The organism is Leptospira kobayashii (assembly GCF_003114835.2).
Taxonomy (GTDB): domain Bacteria; phylum Spirochaetota; class Leptospiria; order Leptospirales; family Leptospiraceae; genus Leptospira_A; species Leptospira_A kobayashii.
The window spans coordinates 2,000,700-2,018,992 of the sequence record NZ_AP025028.1; the positions used below are offsets into that span (position 1 = coordinate 2,000,700).

General features: G+C 39.8%; 20 protein-coding genes. 4 read left to right on the forward strand and 16 right to left on the reverse strand.

The genetic code is table 11. The features are described 5' to 3' along the window. Positions 1 to 3 precede the first annotated feature (3 nt). Positions 4 to 2,097: a thioredoxin domain-containing protein gene (locus tag DI077_RS08740; RefSeq protein WP_479724460.1), complete on the forward strand. Its 2,094-nt coding sequence runs from the start codon at positions 4 to 6 to the stop codon at positions 2,095 to 2,097. On the opposite strand, the gene rsfS is transcribed toward DI077_RS08740, so the two are convergent. From rsfS to rplU, 10 genes are all read right to left on the reverse strand, one after another. Then, on the reverse strand, positions 2,084 to 2,449 hold the full coding sequence (gene rsfS / locus DI077_RS08745) for a ribosome silencing factor (RefSeq protein ID WP_109019767.1): 366 nt from the start codon (positions 2,447 to 2,449) through the stop codon (positions 2,084 to 2,086). The genes DI077_RS08740 and rsfS overlap by 14 nt on opposite strands. Position 2,450: 1 nt before the next feature. Next, on the reverse strand, positions 2,451 to 3,605 hold the full coding sequence (locus tag DI077_RS08750; protein ID WP_109019768.1) for an LCP family protein: 1,155 nt from the start codon (positions 3,603 to 3,605) through the stop codon (positions 2,451 to 2,453). 1 nt (position 3,606) lies between these two features. Then, the gene (yqeK, locus tag DI077_RS08755) at positions 3,607 to 4,203 is read right to left on the reverse strand and encodes a bis(5'-nucleosyl)-tetraphosphatase (symmetrical) YqeK (RefSeq protein ID WP_109019769.1); all 597 of its coding nucleotides are present in this window, start codon (positions 4,201 to 4,203) and stop codon (positions 3,607 to 3,609) included. Continuing rightward, complete coding sequence (locus DI077_RS08760) at positions 4,200 to 4,799, reverse strand: nicotinate-nicotinamide nucleotide adenylyltransferase (RefSeq protein ID WP_109019770.1); 600 nt, start codon at positions 4,797 to 4,799, stop codon at positions 4,200 to 4,202. The genes yqeK and DI077_RS08760 overlap by 4 nt, the downstream gene beginning before the upstream one ends. 2 nt (positions 4,800 to 4,801) lie before the next feature. Continuing rightward, positions 4,802 to 6,061, reverse strand: coding sequence for a glutamate-5-semialdehyde dehydrogenase (locus tag DI077_RS08765; protein ID WP_109019771.1), 1,260 nt, complete (start codon positions 6,059 to 6,061; stop codon positions 4,802 to 4,804). Beyond that, positions 6,061 to 6,933 (reverse strand): glutamate 5-kinase, encoded by an 873-nt coding sequence (proB, locus tag DI077_RS08770; RefSeq protein WP_109019772.1) that lies wholly within the window; start codon positions 6,931 to 6,933, stop codon positions 6,061 to 6,063. Before proB ends, DI077_RS08765 begins: the two co-directional genes overlap by 1 nt. Beyond that, positions 6,923 to 7,942, reverse strand: a complete 1,020-nt coding sequence (obgE, locus tag DI077_RS08775) for a GTPase ObgE (RefSeq protein ID WP_109019773.1) — start codon at positions 7,940 to 7,942, stop codon at positions 6,923 to 6,925. Before obgE ends, proB begins: the two co-directional genes overlap by 11 nt. 84 nt (positions 7,943 to 8,026) lie before the next feature. Continuing rightward, the gene (gene rpmA, locus DI077_RS08780) at positions 8,027 to 8,284 is read right to left on the reverse strand and encodes a 50S ribosomal protein L27 (RefSeq protein ID WP_109019774.1); all 258 of its coding nucleotides are present in this window, start codon (positions 8,282 to 8,284) and stop codon (positions 8,027 to 8,029) included. 11 nt (positions 8,285 to 8,295) lie between these two features. Further along, positions 8,296 to 8,619: a ribosomal-processing cysteine protease Prp gene (locus DI077_RS08785; protein WP_109019775.1), complete on the reverse strand. Its 324-nt coding sequence runs from the start codon at positions 8,617 to 8,619 to the stop codon at positions 8,296 to 8,298. Further along, a complete protein-coding gene (rplU, locus tag DI077_RS08790; RefSeq protein WP_109019776.1) occupies positions 8,620 to 8,928 on the reverse strand; it encodes a 50S ribosomal protein L21 in 309 nt (102 codons plus the stop codon). Between the two features lie 114 nt (positions 8,929 to 9,042). Here rplU and typA point away from each other — a divergent pair, with 114 nt between their 5' ends. Further along, positions 9,043 to 10,845 (forward strand): translational GTPase TypA, encoded by a 1,803-nt coding sequence (typA, locus tag DI077_RS08795; protein ID WP_109019777.1) that lies wholly within the window; start codon positions 9,043 to 9,045, stop codon positions 10,843 to 10,845. Positions 10,846 to 10,894: 49 nt separating this feature from the next. Here the strand turns inward: typA and DI077_RS08800 are convergent, their stop codons facing one another. Genes DI077_RS08800 through DI077_RS08810 form a run of 3 tightly spaced genes read right to left on the reverse strand, consistent with a single transcriptional unit; the run spans position 10,895 to position 13,645 of the window. Then, entirely contained in the window at positions 10,895 to 11,257 is a 363-nt protein-coding gene (locus tag DI077_RS08800) for a type II toxin-antitoxin system VapC family toxin (RefSeq protein ID WP_109019778.1), read from the reverse strand. Next, complete coding sequence (locus tag DI077_RS08805) at positions 11,254 to 11,475, reverse strand: ribbon-helix-helix protein, CopG family (RefSeq protein ID WP_109019779.1); 222 nt, start codon at positions 11,473 to 11,475, stop codon at positions 11,254 to 11,256. Before DI077_RS08805 ends, DI077_RS08800 begins: the two co-directional genes overlap by 4 nt. A 46-nt stretch (positions 11,476 to 11,521) precedes the next feature. Beyond that, positions 11,522 to 13,645 (reverse strand): 7TM diverse intracellular signaling domain-containing protein, encoded by a 2,124-nt coding sequence (locus DI077_RS08810; protein WP_109019780.1) that lies wholly within the window; start codon positions 13,643 to 13,645, stop codon positions 11,522 to 11,524. Between the two features lie 92 nt (positions 13,646 to 13,737). Between DI077_RS08810 and DI077_RS08815 the strand changes: the two genes are divergently transcribed. Next, positions 13,738 to 14,139, forward strand: a complete 402-nt coding sequence (locus DI077_RS08815; protein WP_109019781.1) for an SRPBCC family protein — start codon at positions 13,738 to 13,740, stop codon at positions 14,137 to 14,139. Here DI077_RS08815 and DI077_RS08820 read toward each other — a convergent pair whose 3' ends face one another. The 3 genes from DI077_RS08820 to DI077_RS08830 all read right to left on the reverse strand — a co-directional run bounded on the left by DI077_RS08820 (position 14,140) and on the right by DI077_RS08830 (position 17,172). Further along, entirely contained in the window at positions 14,140 to 14,952 is an 813-nt protein-coding gene (locus DI077_RS08820; protein ID WP_109019782.1) for an SDR family NAD(P)-dependent oxidoreductase, read from the reverse strand. Positions 14,953 to 15,225: 273 nt separating this feature from the next. Beyond that, positions 15,226 to 16,671 (reverse strand): AsmA domain protein, encoded by a 1,446-nt coding sequence (locus tag DI077_RS08825; RefSeq protein WP_109019783.1) that lies wholly within the window; start codon positions 16,669 to 16,671, stop codon positions 15,226 to 15,228. 75 nt (positions 16,672 to 16,746) lie between these two features. Next, entirely contained in the window at positions 16,747 to 17,172 is a 426-nt protein-coding gene (locus tag DI077_RS08830) for a hypothetical protein (protein WP_109019980.1), read from the reverse strand. Positions 17,173 to 17,225: 53 nt separating this feature from the next. On the opposite strand from DI077_RS08830, the gene DI077_RS08835 reads away from it, so the two are divergent. Then, complete coding sequence (locus DI077_RS08835) at positions 17,226 to 18,281, forward strand: hypothetical protein (RefSeq protein ID WP_109019784.1); 1,056 nt, start codon at positions 17,226 to 17,228, stop codon at positions 18,279 to 18,281. Positions 18,282 to 18,293 lie beyond the last annotated feature (12 nt).

Consider the following 18,293-nt stretch of genomic DNA (forward strand, 5'->3'; position numbering starts at 1 on the left):
TAAATTCTGAGGAAACCAACCAACGTGCAGTCTAATCAAAATCAGAAATCCAACCACCTAATCCACGAAAAAAGCCCTTACCTGTTACAACATGCTTACAATCCTGTAAATTGGTTTCCGTGGGGGGAAGAGGCATTCGCTAAAGCCAAAAAGGAAGACAAAGTCATTCTGTTATCTATTGGGTATTCCACATGCCATTGGTGTCATGTTATGGAAAGGGAGTCGTTCGAGGATGAGAATACCGCTACAATTTTAAATCAACATTTTGTTTCCATAAAACTGGATCGGGAAGAAAGGCCGGATATAGACAAAATCTATATGGATGCGTTGCATGCAATGGGACAACAAGGCGGCTGGCCATTGAATCTTTTTCTTACCCCTGAGAAGGAACCGATTCTGGGAGGAACCTATTTCCCGCCGGAAGCACGTTACGGTAGGAAAGGTTTCAAAGAAGTACTCTTACTTGTGGCAAATGCTTGGCAAAACCAGAAAGGAGAGCTGGAACAGGCTGCCAAGGATTTGGCGGATCATCTACGTGACTCCGAAAGAAAAACCTTGGGAGAAAGTCTGCCTTCTACGGATGTGTTTGAAAAAACATACCGAACGTTCTTTCAGGTGTATGACCCTGTATTTTTCGGTTTTAAGATGAACCAACAAAACAAATTTCCACCTAGCATGAGTTTATCTTATCTGGTTCATCATTCCTATTTTTTTAGGAATCCCCATGCATTGGAAATAGCCTATAATACTGCTTATGCAATGAAAAAGGGAGGGATTTACGATCAAGTAGGTGGTGGGCTTTGCCGTTATGCCACGGATCATGAGTGGTTGGTACCACATTTTGAAAAAATGCTCTATGATAATTCCCTATATTTGACAACACTTGCCAAACTTTTTCAAGTTACACAAGATCCTTTCTTTCGTTCTGCCATCCAAGATATTATTGGATATTACAGAAGGGATATGACTTTACCGGAAGGAGGGATCGCGAGTGCCGAGGATGCCGATTCGGAAGGAGAAGAAGGGAAATTTTATATTTGGTCTGAGAAAGAATTTGATGAAATTGTTTCCGACCCTTGGATCAAAAAAATTTGGAATGTTACCCCGGAAGGGAATTTTGAAGGTCACACGATCTTAAACGAAACCATCGCCGGGACAAATCCATTCCAAACGAAAAAGGAAATTTCAAAATCAGAAGAGAAAACTTTACTAGAAGCGAAAAATGGATTATTATCCCGCAGATCCCAAAGAATCCGACCTCTCCGGGATGATAAAGTCATCACTTCCTGGAATTGTCTGTACATTCGAGCTTTGATTTTATCTTCCCAAGCCACGGGAGACAAAACTTATCTGGAGGATGCGGTTCGCATTTATTCTTTTATAGATAAAAATCTCAAAAACAAAGATGGATTTTTATACCGCAGATACAGGGAAGGGGAAGCCCGTTTCCAGGGGAATCTGACGGATTATGCCGAATTCACCTATTCTTCGTTACTACTTTTCCAGGAAACGGGAAATATCGAATATTTCAGAAATGCAAAATCCACACTTAAAATCATTGAGGAATATTTTGTATCCGAAGCAGGAGTGTATTATGAATCGATTTCAACTAACACAGATTTAATTGTCAGGACAATCGAAGGATACGATGGAGTAGAACCTTCCGGCAATTCCACGATGGCCCATGTTTTTCTGTTATTATCCGGACTCGGAGTGGAAGTAGGTTCTTATTGGGATAAGGCGAAAAACATTTTTTCCTATTTCAAAAAGGAATTATCGGAAAATTCCACCAGTTATTCTTTTATGTTGGATGCTTATTTGAAATGGAGTCAGGGACCGAACGAAGTTGCAGTCATCTTTAAAAAGGAAAACCGCGCGGAAGCGGAAGAAATCAAAAAAGAATTGTCTTCCCGTTTGAATCCCAATGTGGTTTGGATTGTTATGGAAGAGGAAGATGCAAAAAAATACGCAAACGAAATTCCTCTTTTGGAATTCAGAACGGCGGGAGATTCGCACCAAGTTTATGTATGTAAAAACCTGGTTTGCGAAACACCTGTAAAAGGCCTGGAAGCTACAAAATTACTTATAGGGAAATAACTTTGGCATCTCCCCAAAGTCTTTCCAAGGAATAATAACTGCGCATCTCTTCCGTCATGATATGAACGCAGATCTCACCGTAGTCCAAAAGAACCCACCCCGTGGCATCCTTAGGAAGATCCGTTAGGTGGTTTCTTCGTTCTGCTAGTTTGAGCGGTTTCATGTACTTTTCTATATCTTTCGCACAAGATCTGGCTTGTGTTTCCGTTTTGGCGGTGGCGATCACAAATATGGAAAGATAACTGTTCACATCTTGCAAGTCGAGTATTTGGATTTGCTCGCATTTTTTATCGCTTAAGCTCTGTTTTATTTTTTTTAAATGAGTTAAACTTTCTTCTGAAATTTTTGACATTTTATTCCTTGGTTCCCTGGAAGTCTTCCCCTAAAACCACTGTTGCATCTAATCCTAAATCTTTTCTTAAGGCGTAATAAACCTTTCTGCCTTGAAATGTTTCCGAAATGGAATCCGTATAATTCGTGTTACCTGATCTATTTAAAATCACGCTGTTTTTGAAATCTTCTTCCCAGGCATTGTCAACTGTAAGAACTTTCAATCCTTTGTCGTTCAAAAGGGACTTTCCGTAACGTGCGAGTCCGTTTTTACTGGTTCCGTTCAATACTTCGATCCTTGCTCTTTCTCCGTCGGAAAAATACATTGATTTAAGATCGGAAGAAAATTTTGCAAAAGCGACTTTTACAGTGTCACTTTTTGCTTTTAACATTTCGTCTTTCTTTTTTACCCGAAGCACAGGTTCCGCAGGCAATTCGGATACTCCGTAATTCACTTTTTCTTTTTTAAAATAATCCACCAAACTTTCCCATTCTTTCAAACTTAAGTTTGTTTCTATTTTTTCATGAATGAGGGCAATCTTCTGTTTGGTGATAATATCTTTCTTCAAATAAATCGCTTCCAGCAAAGTGAGTATGATGCTTTCTCCCGTTTCCAATCTTTGGATATAAGAGAGAGCTTTTTTGTCCTGAAGATGGCTAAGAACATCGAAACAATCCTCTCCGTCCAGATTATAGATACGGTTTTTACGATTGTATTTTTCGGTAAGACGGATTGATTTCGGCTCAAAAAACAATTCCAGGCCACCCAATAGATCTACTATATGTTTGAAATTGGACTCCGATAAAGTGATCTTATATTGGATGGAATGGTCGAATATATCTTCGAGTGCGGATTCCAATACATCCGGGGCTTTTTTTCCTTTTTCTTCCAGAGTAGTATCGTCGTCTTCGAATGTTGTGAGAGGATTGACGAAAAACAGAGCTACTTTTTTTTCCGTAGGATAAAGTTCCGAATAAAAGGAAAAAAGATACTTATCCGAGTCGGAAATGATATGTACTAAAAAATTGACTCGTTTAGCGGATGTTACTTTTCCTTCGACGGAAAAGCCGCCTTTGTTTCTCAAAGTTAAAATCAATATGGCCAGTAACAGAAAACCGCCTGCGGCGATTAAAAGGAAAAATGGTTTTTTCTGAGGTGTGCTCGGTTCTAATTTCATTTTATTTTTTTCCAAAATTCAAGTTTGGTATCGTTTGGTTATAAGTTTCGATCGTATAGGGGTGGATAGTGCTTTCCGTTTCCATTAGATTTGTGATGGTTTTACTTGCTTTCAAATAAACACCGAATTCCAAATTTTCTTCGGTTTTTTCTTTCCATTCTTCGAATCTGTCCTGTTTTTCCGCATACTCGGATCCTAAAAAATCACTGGCATAAAGAATCTTTTGAATCAGAGTCAGATTTCTTCCGCCCAAAGTATGGCATTGCATAGCGCTGAAAACCTCTTCGTTTGAAAATCCGAATTCTTTTTGAATGAAAATCGGTGCGGTGAAGGCATGGTATGCCTCTTTGGGAATTTCTTTCCAATTCGGGAATCCGGCGGATTCGAATAAGGCAATGTGGAAATCATACTTTTTTTGTTTGGTGATATCGTGTAAAATTCCTGCGAGATATGCTTTTTTAGGATTCTCCAATCTATTTATGTTTGCAAGTTTCTCCGCATGATTTGCCACTCTTAAACAATGTTCCCACCTGGTTTGGGTGATTTCCAAAGGAACTTTCGCAAGAAAAAATAAAATCCAATCTTCGATGGTTTTCATTGGCCTGTTTGAAACCATCCTCGTTCTTTTAAAAACTCGAATGCATCCGGATTCATCCATTGTTTTGCATATTCTAAATTTCTTTCATTTCTGATTTTGGAAGAAGAAACGCCCCAGATCGGATTATCCATTACAATCGATTTGTTTTCGATTTCCTGATTGGGAAAACTCAAAAGATGGGGAGCTTCGGTGGTTCTACGTAAAATGATATAGGAATGAATCAACAGATTCAAATTTTCAAACTGATACCATTGCATAAGCCCTATAAGGCTGTCCTCTCCGACGCAGAGATAAAAAGGTTCGTTCGGATACTTTTCCGTCAATTTTAGAATCGTGTCGTAAGTATAACTGGAAGATTTGCTTCTGATTTCCATATCAACCAATTCGACTGAGTCGCTCAAAAGGGAGGAAAATGTGAGTTCCGACAATTTCCAGATATCGTCTATATCCAGAAGTTTTTTGTCTTTGAAAGGGGATATATGATTGGGAATGATCAGAATTTTTTTCGGATCGGGAAAACTTTGAATCAATTTTTCCACAATGGAAAAATGCCCCAGATGAGGCGGATCAAAACTTCCTCCGTATACAATCATCATTTTTAGGATCGGATTTGACCGCTACCCGTAACGAATGTGGTTGTAGTTGTTAGGTGGATAAGTCCCATAGGTCCTCTCACGTGAAGTTTGCCGGTGGAAATTCCCACTTCGGCACCTAGCCCGAATTCTCCTCCGTCATGAAAACGGGTGGAACAATTTACAAAGATCGCGGCACTGTCCAGTTTGGTTTGAAATTTATGAATGGAAGTGGCCGACTCGGTCAGGATACATTCCGTATGTCCGGAACTATGACTCTGAATAAAAGGAATCGCCTCTTCCACGCCGGAGACTGTCTTCACACTCAGGCGAAGATCCAAAAATTCCAAATCATAATCTTCTTCTTTGACGAGTTTGCCTTTTGAAGTCAAAGAGAGAAGTCTCTCTTCGACAAGCAATTGAACCCCTTTTTCTTCCAGTGCGGAAAACAATTCTTTGGTATAAGGATAATCTTTGTGAAGGATCAGGTTTTCCAAAGCATTGCAAACTCCGGGTCTTTGGGTTTTTGAGTTGATGATCACAGGAATCACGATATTAGGATCTGCGGATGCATCTACAAAAAGATTTGTTACACCTTTATCATGTTTGACGACAGGAATTTTGCTGTTTTGGGATACGAATTTAATGAGTGCTTCTCCGCCTCTAGGTACGATCAAATCGATCAAATGATCCAGCTGAAAGTAGGGGATCATCGCTTCTCTTTCGGTATTTTCCACAAAACACACGCAAGACGGATCAATTTTTTCCTTTTCCAGAGCTTTGTGAAACAAATTGCTGAGAATCCGGTTGGAATGAAATGCTTCCGATCCTCCGCGAAGAATGCATGCGTTTCCCGATTTAAAGGATAGGGAAGCGATATCTATAATAACGTTCGGTCTGGATTCGAAGATGGTCATAACAACTCCGATTGGTACCCGTTTGGTGCTAAGTTCCAGGCCGTTAGCAAGAGTGATTCCTCTTACCACTTCTCCCACAGGATCGGGAAGATTGATGATTTCTTCCACGCTTTTGTAGATATTCGAAAGTCTTTTCGCATCCAAAAGAAGCCGATCCAACAAATAATCGGAAATTCCTTTGGATTTGCCCGCATCCATATCCTTTTTGTTTTCGGAAATGATCTCGGATTCGGACTCCTTCAATATTTGAATCAGGTTATGTAATACTTTATTTTTCTGAATTGTACTTAACGAACGTACATTTAAACTTGCATCTTTTGCTCTTTTGGCAATTTCCAGTGCTGTATTTTCTAACGTTTGTGAGCTCATTACATTTCACCTTCTTCTTTGGAAATGGATAAAAACTGATCTTGGACTTCTTTTTCGTTAGGCGATCTGTGTTGAAAAACGGAATTAGCAACAAGGGTTCCGAAATTTTCATCTTGGAAAAAACGGGAAATTACGTTTTTCTCCTCTCCGTTTACGATTCCGGTATAGATTCCGTAAGGCAAAAGCAATTTTGCCGCTTTCAGTTTGGTTGCCATTCCCCCGGTTCCGGGACCGGACGGTCCTTTTGCGTGCCCTTCCAGAGCTGAGGAAATATCTTCCACCAAATTTATTTTCTTTTCTTCGACCAAAAATCCATCAACTCCCGTCAGAATCAGAAGCAGATCTGCACCTACGATGGAAGCAACGATTGATGATAAAATATCATTGTCTCCGATCTTGATCTCTTCGGTTGCGATGGAATCGTTTTCATTTACGATCGGTAATATTCCCCAGTCTAGCAACTGACGGAATGTGTTCTTTAGATTGGTTAGATTTTTTTCTTCGTGAAGGTCGTGCCTTCCGAATAATATCTGCGCAATGGAAATATTGACTCTACTAAAAAAACTTTCGTATAGATTGAGAAGTCTGTTTTGTCCCATAGCGGCAAACGCTTGTTTTTCGGAAAGAGTTACGGAACCGTTCACTTCTTTGTTATAGATTTGATGATAGAGTTTTTTGCCTTGTGCGATCGCACCCGAGGAAACAAGGATTACTTCTTTTCCCTGGTCGCGTAAGTTGCGAATGTCACCGGAAAGTCCGAATAAAAAATCGTTGATTTTGGAAGTTTCTCCGGAAACACGAGCGGACCCAATCTTGATCACGATCGTTTTCGCTTTTTTTATCCGGTCTGAATATTCCTTTCTAGTTCTCATAAATGATTTTAGTTTGTTCCGGAAAGAATACTTTATCAATCCTTTCCAAAAGATAATCCAAATTCAATTCTTTGTCTGCGGATATAAAAAGAATTTCACCCAAATCCTTATAAGTTTCTTTGATTTCTTCCGTGAAACTAGGATCATCCCAAATATCCATTTTATTGATTACTATCAGAAACGGTTTTTCCAATAAAACAGGATTATAAGACCCGAGTTCATTGCGAAGCATATCCAATTCGTCTACCAGATTGAGATTTCCACCGTCGAATAAAAACAGAATCCCTTGCACTCTTTCTATATGTTTCAGAAAAGAAATTCCAAGTCCTATACCTTGCGAAGCTCCTTCAATGATTCCCGGAATATCCGCCACAGTATAACGGAACATATCGTTCGTTCTGTGAACAATGCCTAGGTTAGGCGAAAGGGTAGTGAAAGCATAACCTGCAATCTTAGGATGCGCATGAGTGATTTTGGAAAGTAGGGTGGATTTGCCCGCATTGGGAAGACCAACGATCCCTAAATCCGCAAGTAACTTGAGTTGGAGTATGACAGAAAAATCGTCACCGTCTTCTCCCGGCTGGGAAAACCGAGGTGTTTGGTGGGTGGAAGATTTAAAAAACGTATTTCCTTTTCCCCCGCGACCACCTTTTGCGATTTTGTAGATTTCCTCGTCTTTGGTGAAATCATACATAAGTTCCATGGTAACCGCATCTAGTACCTGTGTGCCGACAGGTACTTTGAGGATCAGATCCTCTCCGTTTTTACCATGTCGTTCGTTTCCCGATCCGGGTTCTCCGTCCATAGCACTGTAAAGTCTGTCTGGCAGATAAATTTCGAGAGTCATGATTCTGGATTCTGCAACCAAAATCACATCTCCTCCGTCTCCTCCATCCCCTCCGTCAGGACCTCCGAACTCTACAAATTTCTCTTTATGAAAATGTACAGCTCCGGCTCCGCCGTGGCCGGCTTTGATTCGAATGGGAACTTCATCTATAAAACTAGGCATTTATTATGATTCCAAAATAAAAAAACCCGTTGGAGAATGAACTCAAACGGGTTTCGGTCTGCTCTCTGGATTCCAGAAAGCAGATTAGCTTTTCGGGTAAACAGATACTTGTTGTCTTTCTTTTGATACGTGTTCAAAAGCAACAACTCCGTCAGTCAATGCAAATAGAGTATGGTCACGACCAATCCCTACGTTTTTGCCCGGTTTGAATTCAGTTCCGCGTTGTCTTACAATGATGTTGCCGGAAGTTGCCCACTGCCCACCATAAACTTTAACGCCTAAACGTTTTGAAACCGAGTCACGACCGTTCTTTGTGGATCCCCCGCCTTTCTTTGTAGCCATTTGAATACCTCTTAATTATTTCCTATTTCTTCGATTCGTATCGCATCGGGAAAACTCACTTGCAAACTCTTGAGACCGAACTCAACCATCTGCAAAAGCTTTTGATAATCGGGTAACCCTTGTTCCCTGACCAAAAACTTTAAGTAACCGTCTTCTTTTTTTTCAAAATCCAAAGCCTTTTGCCAGCTCAAATAGGAGTGAGCACTCTGAACTAGAGTGGAAACTCCTGCACAAAGAAGATTTTCTCCTTTGTCTCCCCAATCTTTGGGAGAATGCCCTTGGATCTCAAAACCTGCGATCGAACCTCCTTGGTAAAAAACCTTTGTATAAATCAATTATCCGTTGATTGAAACTACTTGAAGCTTTTGCATTTGTTGTCTGTGACCCCAAGCTCTTTTGTAGTTTTTGCGTTTTTTGTATTTAAATCCGTGGATTTTATCCGCTTTTAAATCTTCTAAAACTTTCAATGTAACTTTTGCGCCCGAAAGAGCAGGAGAACCAATATTTACTTTGTTATTGTCAGAAAGGAGTAGAACCTTTGCATCGAAAGTATTACCTACGATACTACCTGTTTTTTCTGCTGTGAAAATTTGTTCTGGAGCTACTTTAAATTGTTTAGCTCCGAGTTCTATGATGGCAAACATATACCTTTCCTAATCTCAAACTAGTGGTTCTTACCAGGATTTACAAGTCTAGCTCCTTGTCAAATGCAAATCCACATCGACAGCAAAGAACATTCTAAATACCTGGTAAAAATAATGGAAATTCGCAACATCGCCATCATCGCTCACGTCGATCATGGAAAGACTACCCTTACCGATTGTATCTTACGCCATACGGGCGCCGTCACTGCCAAAGAAGACCGTGAACGAATCATGGACTCCAACCAATTGGAGCAAGAGAAAGGTATTACTATTCTCGCAAAGAACACATCTGTAAAGTATAAAAACACTCGTATCAATATCGTAGACACTCCGGGTCACGCGGACTTCGGAGGGGAAGTGGAAAGGGTTCTATCCATGACGGATTGCACTCTTTTACTCATCGATGCATTCGACGGACCGATGCCTCAAACAAGATTTGTGTTAGGCAAATCTCTTCAATTGGGCCACAAACCGATCGTAGTCGTAAACAAAGTGGATCGCGACGGTGCAAGACCAAGCCTCGCAGTAGATAAAGTTTTCGACCTATTTTCTGATTTAGGTGCTACGGAAGAACAATTGGATTTTCCCATCATTTATGCTTCCGCAAAACAAGGTTGGGCGGTTAATGAATTATCCGAAGCTCCCGGAACCAATATCGAACCTCTTTTAGACAAAGTTTTGGCTCATGTTCCTCCTGTGGAGATCAATGATACAAGACCTTTGCAATTCCAAGTTACTGCTTTGGATTACAATGATTATGTAGGTCGTATCGCGATCGGAAAGATGTACGCGGGCAAAATTAAAAAAGGCCAGGATGTAACTCTTGCTAAAACCGGCGGAACCACTGCAAATTATAAAATTTCCAAACTTTACGGTTACGAAGGACTCACTCGTTACGAAATCGAAGAAGCAGCTTCGGGTGATATCGTAGCTATCGCAGGTATTCCCGACGTATTTATCGGGGACACTGTTTGTGATTTTGGAAATCCTCTCCCTCTTCCTGCCATCCAAGTGGAAGAACCTACCGTATCCATGTTCTTTATGGTCAATAACTCTCCGTTTGCCGGTAAAGAAGGAAAGTTCGTAACTACAAGAAATCTAAGAGAACGATTGGATCGCGAATTGGAAACAAACGTGGCACTTCGTTTGGAAGAAACGGAAGACAAAGATCGTTTTAAAATTTTAGGTCGTGGAGAGCTTCATCTTTCCATCCTGATTGAAACCATGAGAAGAGAAGGATACGAACTACAAGTATCCCGTCCTGAAGTGATTTTGAAAAAAGATGAAAACGGTGAAAAAATAGAACCTTACGAGACTTTGGTGATGGATCTACCGGACCAATATTCGGGGGCATGTATCCAAGAGCTCAATCGCAGAAAGGGCGAATTGCAAGGAATGGACGCTCATACTTCCGGGATCACTCGTGTAGAATACGTAATTCCCACTCGGGGACTGATCGGATTCAGAGGACATTTTATTTCCGAGACACGTGGTGAAGGAGTAATGTCCAGCCGCTTCTTACGTTTTGATAAATACAAAGGTGAAATTCCAGGTAGAAAAAACGGAGCTTTGATTTCTATGGACTCCGGTGATGCAACTGCTTACGCTCTCTGGAAAGTACAAGAAAGAGGGGATCTTTTCATCGAGCCACAAGTGGCGGTTTATCCGGGAATGATTCTAGGAATGAATAGCAGAGATACCGACCTGGAAGTAAACCCTGTACGTGAGAAAAAACTTACAAACGTTCGCGCCTCCGGATCGGATGATGCCATTCGTTTAACACCTCCTAAAAAACTCACTTTGGAACAATCCATTGAGTTCTTGGATGATGATGAACTTTTGGAAGTCACTCCGCAAAGCCTTCGTTTGCGTAAAAAAGTATTAGATGCAAGTATGAGAAAAAGATCCGGCAAGTAGGATCTTTTTAGGCAAGAAACTTTGATTTCATAGACACTGAGGACTTTACTCAGATCTTATAGGGAATGATAATTCCAGGATAGGAAGAGGAAAAGTCTTTGGTGTTTCTTGTGATGAGTGTCCAGCCATTCTGTGATGCACTGGCCCAAATAATAGAATCGGGAAGTTTCGATTTATATTTTTTTCGCAATCGAATTCCTTCCTCAGCGATTTCTTTTGTTAGTTGAATGATCTGAAAACTAGACAAAAAACTCCGGATGATAGGCTCTTCTTCCGCTTTCGCACCGGCAAGAACCTCCATCCAACTGATGATACTGATCATCGGTTCTTCGTATTTAGAAATTTCTTCCTTAGCTTCTTTGTATCCGGATAGGTAATCAATTAGTATATTTGTATCGAAAACAGCCTTCAAGAAGTCCACTCATCCCGAATTGACTTTTCATACTGAAGGGAATCCTGTTTTTGAGACTTCCAAATACCGAAACTCGCCTCTCTCCTGGTTCTGGGAAAATCCAAAAGATAGTGATCGATCGCCTTTCTGATCAATTCGGCACGGGATACATTCTCTTCCTTCGAAATTTCATCCAAAATCTCGATCTTTTCTTCGGGAATTTCTAAAATTGTCCTCATAACGATATATGATAACGATATCGCAAGTTTGACAAGTGTTTTTTACTCATTCATTCGGGTGAGTCGTTTCGTCGGGAGGAAAAATAGAATCTGAATCCTTATTGATTGTAACCGGATTGGCAACAGTATAAAGCCGTTTTAAATACAATTGGGTGGACTTATCATTCGGATTTTCTTTGATTACTTTATCAAAATAAGATTTGGATTCGGAAAACTCTCTGGTATGAAAGGATTTTACACCGCTTTCATAATCCGATTTGGTTTTGTTTTTCAAATCACGTTGCTGTTCTTCGTCTCCGTCCAATATTTCATAAATGGAAACCGGCTTTTGTTTTCCTTTTACTTTCACTCTATCTAAAAATCGAAAACTAAACTGATTATTTTTGATTTCGACGATCGCACTTTCGCTAACTGCAATTCTTGCACCGTATACTTTTGTTAGGTTTTCGATTCGGGAAGCCAGGTTGACGGTATCGGAAATAACCGTACCTTCCAAACGTTCTTCCGCACCGATCGTTCCTAACATAAGCGAACCGGAATGAATTCCTATTCCGATTTGAATCGGGTCATATGTTCTTCTTGCGCGAAATGCATTGTATTCTTTCAGATAAAGCTGCATTTCAACTCCGGCCGCCACTGCATCCAAAACCTGTTTATCGAAAAGAGCCATGATCGCGTCTCCGATGAATTTGTCGATAAACCCGTTGTGCTTTTGAATGATAGGACTCATTCTTCCCAAATAGGAATTGATAAAATTAAAATTTTCCGCCGGCGACATTTTTTCCGACAAAGTTGTAAAGGAACGAATATCGCTGAATAAAACGGCCATATCTTTTTGGATTTGATCTCCCAATCTTACATCCAGAATGGATTCCTTTCCAAGGTTCGCTAAAAAATCTCTCGGCACAAAACGCGCGTAAGATTCGGTAAGTATCTTTTGCATTTCCAAGGTTTTTGCCTGGGCTTCTTCTTTCTCTTTTTTTATGATATTAATTCTGGATGCCAAAGCGAGGGAAAGCAGCACAACCTCCATTCCCGAACCTATGTACAATCCGTAATCAGTGAAAAAGTTGGAACCAAGTACATTCAAAAACTTGGAGACTGCAAGTAATCCGCTCAGTATCAATGCGGAAAAAGCCAAAAGATAATATCTGGCAGGTTTGTAATTTTTCATAAAACTAACAATCCCCGCGAAAAAAGGAATGATTGCGCTCGGAACCGTGACAATCAATGCGATCTTAACGGTGGATTCCGGCGGCAAAAAGTAAACACTAAAGAAAACCAGTATATTCAAAAATACCAAAACACCGATAATCTTATTGAGTAATGGGGAATGTTCCTTGATATTGAGAAATGATCTTGCAAAAAGAAGCGAAGAAACAAGGCAAATTCCCGAAAAGACAACATAAAAATTTCTCTGCATCCAGGGAAAATCGGACCATAAATATTGGAATCCATGTCCGGTCAGAACCAATTGTATTCCAAGAAGTCCGAATATGTATCCTATATAGTAAAAATAACTGATATCTCTCACTGAGAGGTAAATGAAAAGGTTGTACAATAACATTACAACCATTAGGCCGTAATAAAAACCCAAACCTTGTTGTACATTGGAATCATGCAACATGAAACTGATATCGTTCCACAGAACCAAGGGAAGTATCAGTCCGCCACTTGTCCGGGTGCGAAAAAAAATAGTTTTGTTTTCTCCGGGCAACAACTCGATCAAATATATGAAATTCCGATTGATCCATTTTCTGGACGAAAATGGAAATTTCATTCCCGTCTTTTGGACTTCGTAAACAATTTCGGAGTTTTTCAGAAGCGGTTGATAAAATTCGACTTCATCAATATTGCTGTAATCGATTTCAAGGATTTGCCTTGTTTTTTCATCGGTTTCGTTCTTAAAATCCATCTTCAGCCAATAACTATAGTTAGTTTGTCCGAAATTGATCGTATCGGATTCGGATTTTAGAAACGAAGATTTTTTTTCTTCGGAAGAAATTGCGGCAAAATCCAATTTCGATTCGGGATCTTCCAAATAATGGACATATTTCCCTACAAAAGAGCTCCCCTCGCGGTTGTTAGTTTGTATCGGCTGGGACAGTAAGGTAGTAAAAAAGCTAAAGAAAATAAAAGCATTTGTGGATAATAATTGCAACTTCTTCATGTTTTTCTTAATATTAACCTAATCCGACTTATTTTAGAGTAACCAAAGTGAAAGAGCAAGAAATAATAACTTCCATAGAAATAAACGCTCCAATGGAATTAGTGTGGAATGATTTTACTGACTTTAGGGAGTTTCCTAAATGGAATCCGTTTATCAAACTGGTTCTTGGCAAAGTCGAATTGAACCGAAAGGTATTTATTTTCGATTATTTTTTTAAGCATGTTTATCTTCCAACTTTGGTAAACATTTATGCGTACATTCCTTACGAAGAGATCAGTTGGAAGGGCGGCTTCACTAAATTTGTATTTTATGGTGATCATAGATTTCAATTTTCCAATAACAGCCGAAACCAAGTAACTTTTACCCATAAAGCAGTTCTCTCCGGATGGATGCCGAATCTGTTACACAAATACATTCAATCCAAGATACGTTCTGTTCACAATGCGATGAATTCGGAATTGAAACGAATTTCAGAAATGAAAACTCAATTATAGTCACTTAAAAACACCTTCTTCACTCCATTTTTTTAGATTGGAAATTCCCTTCTTAGCCATTATGGGATAAATTTTTGAAAGTAGTGACGGAAAAAACAAACCGATTCTTGCCATTAATCCTTGCGAATAAGGAACATATATCTCCGGAGCTTCTGAGTCGATTGCCTTTCGGATCGCACGACTTACATAAGTAGGGGATATAGGCGGATTCAGATATGCCATTGGCGAGCTATTTCTTCCCGCCATATAATTGGTCATCGGTGAATCAATTGTACCGGGAAGAATGGAGACAACTCCGATTCCGTAAGATTTTAGTTCCAAACCGAGTGATAACGAAAGACTTCTAAGAGCAAATTTGGTAGCGGAATAAATGGAATGATTGGGAGCGGGGACAACACCTGCCAAGGAAGAAATGATAATGATTTTCCCTTTGGATATTTTAAGGAAAGAGATACATTCCTTTGTGAAATAGATTGTTCCGAATAAATTGACTTGGATTTGTTCTTCTATTTCGTCATAACTCGTTTCGACAAAACCTTCAGGTCGCATAACACCGGCATTGTTGATGAGAATATCAATTTTTCCGTATTTACTAACAATATTTTTTATGGTTTTTTTGATTTGTTTCAAGTCCCGTATATCACATGGAAAAAGATCCGTTTCTTTTACCAATTCGGGATGATTCTTTTTCAGTGAATCCAAACTTTTTGGTAAATCGGTCAGACAAAGAAGATGACCTTCCCTTTGAAGTTCTTTCGCAGTGGTAATTCCTATCCCTCCGCCGGCACCTGTCAGTAGTATTACTTTTTTCATTCTTTCTTATCTCTAGCTTGTCTTTGATCTATATGTCTTTTTAAAAAGGAAACATACATTTTCCCGATCCAACCTATACCTATTTAAAATCAGATCGTGTCAATCATAACCCGAACGGCCAAATATCTGGTATTAGTCGGTCGACATATTTGTGTCTGTCTGTATGTTTTTTGTGTTTGTTCTTTGGCTAAATAAAGAAAGGGATTGAGGAAAGGAACAGATAAGAGTTAGGGAAATCCCAACCCTTATCTGTATCAGATATTACAAGTTACATTAAAAACCGAACTTTTTTAAAGCGTCTCCTGCTCCCGGAACTGATTTTAAAGCATCGCTTGCTTTCCCTTTGATTAAATCTTTAACAGCCCCACCGACGAGACTTGTCAATGATCCGATCTCAACTCCTAAGGAAACGTTCGGATTGCGAATGTCTCCGTAAGTTTTAAACGGAATATTGATTCGATCACCTTTGATTACATTTCCCAATAGCTTATTTCTAAGTTCTTTCGGATTTCCCTGTCCTTTGGTAGCAGCAGCGATTTTTTCATCTACCCCTGCGATTGATTTTTTGGATTCATCTTCATCATACAAAACACCCATCTTCATTTCATGAGTATTATTTGTGATGACCAAATACGATCCTTTGTTGATCTGCAAATCGTAATTTTTCGTAGGGAAAGTAGGTTCATCCAGGAAAGTCACCTTTCCATTGCTATACGAAACTTTAAAACTCACATCCTTTTTAAGCTCCGCTTTTTCAGTAAGTTTATCCAGTTTCAAACCTGCTTGGCTGAGAAGCGGTAAATTTCCGGAGATGGCATCGAACGCGGCAAATCCGGAAAGAAAAGATCCGCTTTCCATAGTAACTTCATAGTCAACTTTAGGATTCACTAATCCGGATTTTTCAATGAACGGAGTTACATCTCCTTCGGTTTCCAAAATGAATTTTGCAGCTTCCTTTTTCGTTCTGCCTAAGATCGAAGCCTCCGTATCGAAATTTACGCCCACATGGTTATGATCTTTTAAATCGCTTCCGTCAATATCGATGTTTTTCAATTCAAAATCGAGTGCTTTTAACAGGATCACTTGTCCTGTTTTTTTCATCGTAATTTGAATATCTCCGTTCTGAACACCGACTAATCCCATCTTGATGGCAACAGGAATATCTTTTGCCGAAAAAGGTTTGGAAGGTTCTTTATCCGCTTCCGCTTTTGCCTCGGCTTCTTCTCTTTTTCGTTCCGCAATCGCTTCCGGTGTCAATGCGGGATTCGGTTCTCCGTTCACTATGGCCGGTGCTTTGAAGAGAGGTTGCAGATTGTTGCTACCGTTTTCAAACATGATGATGGAAACTTTAGGTTCCACTATCACAAGTTTTTTCAGTTCGAATTTTTTTAATAAGATACCAAGTAGAGATAATTTGATGTCGGCTTTTTTGATGGAGAGAACCGGAGAAGAGATGGATTTTCTTTCGGAAAGAGGTGTTCCTTTGTTTGCCACTTCGTCTCTATAGGCAAGCTGGATTCCTTCCACTTCTATACTTGAAAGTGCACTGAAAAGATTGATATTCACCTTATCAACATTGGCACGGACGCTGATCGCAGATTCGATTTGTTTTACTAAAAATTCGTTGGTTAAAAAACTTCCCGCAAAAACAAGAGCTAATACTAAAACCACAATCAGTAAACCCAAGAGTCCACCCACTGCGTAAATTATTTTTTTCATGAAAAACTCCCTAGATATTGGTTAGAAAATCTGGAAAAGAATCTCCGAAAGAAAAGGGGTTGTAAAGTAAAAAAATTATAGAAAACGAACGGAGCTAATGATATCCGAAAGATTTTGAAATAATTCGTCCTCTACGGCTTCATCCGAATTGTATGTGGCAAGTAACATTCTTTTGTCATTTGCAATGAGATAAACGAGCCATACTCGATCTTCTTTTTGAAATTCGCATGCACGGATGGAAGAACCTTCGTTATTTTCGAAATGGGCTACTTTATCCTCATCATAATCTATTTCATGAATTTTAAGATAATTGGTAAGTTCCTCACTTGCATCAAAACGATCCTGTTTCGATTCGAATGCATAAAACTGAAGAGCTCCCGATCCGTCTTCCCGAAAGAAGGCAGGGATTTCTTCCACCACCATAAATTCCCAATCTGCGGGATAAAGCAGGGAATACCAACCTTGTGGAGAGCGGAACTGTTTGAACATTGGTGCTGGCATCGGAAAAATAATCCCTTTTCTTTCCATGAAATAGTCGGTTTGATGACGGTAAAATGATTTTCACCGCTTCAAAAAAAATCAGTTTGTTTCTTTTTTTATTTTTGATCTTATCTGGGTTTTCTCGTTTTTCCTTGTTCGCTCAATTTTCAGGTTATACATCCAGCGAATCTTCGGCATATAACGCCGGTTTATTTTCGATAGGAGCGGGGCTTCGCCACCAAATGTCCAATTTGTATGGCAATACTTCTTTTTTAATGAATTCAAAAACAAATTCCGTAGATGCAAACCTGGGAACTTCCCAAAGTAGAGGTTCTTCATCTTCTTTTCTTTTAGGAGGAGGAGGATTTTATCGTTTGGGAGAAAAATGGGGTGTGGGAATTCGATTCAAACCTATCTACAATCGTTTCTTTGAAGCGGACAACCGGATGGAAAATTACGCACTGAGCGGAATCGTCAGTTATGAACTTACGGAATATCTTTATTTGGGAGTGAATCTGGGACCGACCATGTCCAATCGCCCGGGAGGTTACAGTTCTTACTCCTGGAATCTTTCCGCAAGCGTAGGACTCATCCTCGGAAAATGGAATTTCGGTTGGATTGCGGAATCTCCGGGACTGTATCGTTTTGAAAATTACCTCGGCTCGGAAAAACTAAAGGAAAGATTACCGGAAAGAATGTCCGTAGGCGCTCAGTACCAAATCAATTCGGAATTTTTTCTCTATGGAGAATTGGTTCGGACCTTTTGGGAAAGGGCGATGTTTTCCCAAAACGGGATCGAAGAAAAGCCTCCTTTTTTATTACGGGATTCTTATACGGGAAGTTTAGGAATCGGTTATCTCCCCTTTCCCAAACTCAGCCTACTAACAGGAATTACATCCATAGCTTATCCTTCTGAGGAAGGAGTTTTGTATAAATCTCTAGGTGCATCCATCGGTGCTTCGGGTGAGATTTTACCTTCTGTAATCGGAAATGGATTTTGGGGTGGGGTTTATCTGCAACAAACTGGACTTACCGGGATGATTTCTCCCTATGCAAGAGAAACAAAGGTGGGTTTTCAATTTACCTATGCCTGGGAAACGGAACAGGAAAAACAAGAAGACATAAGATAGCCTATTATTTAA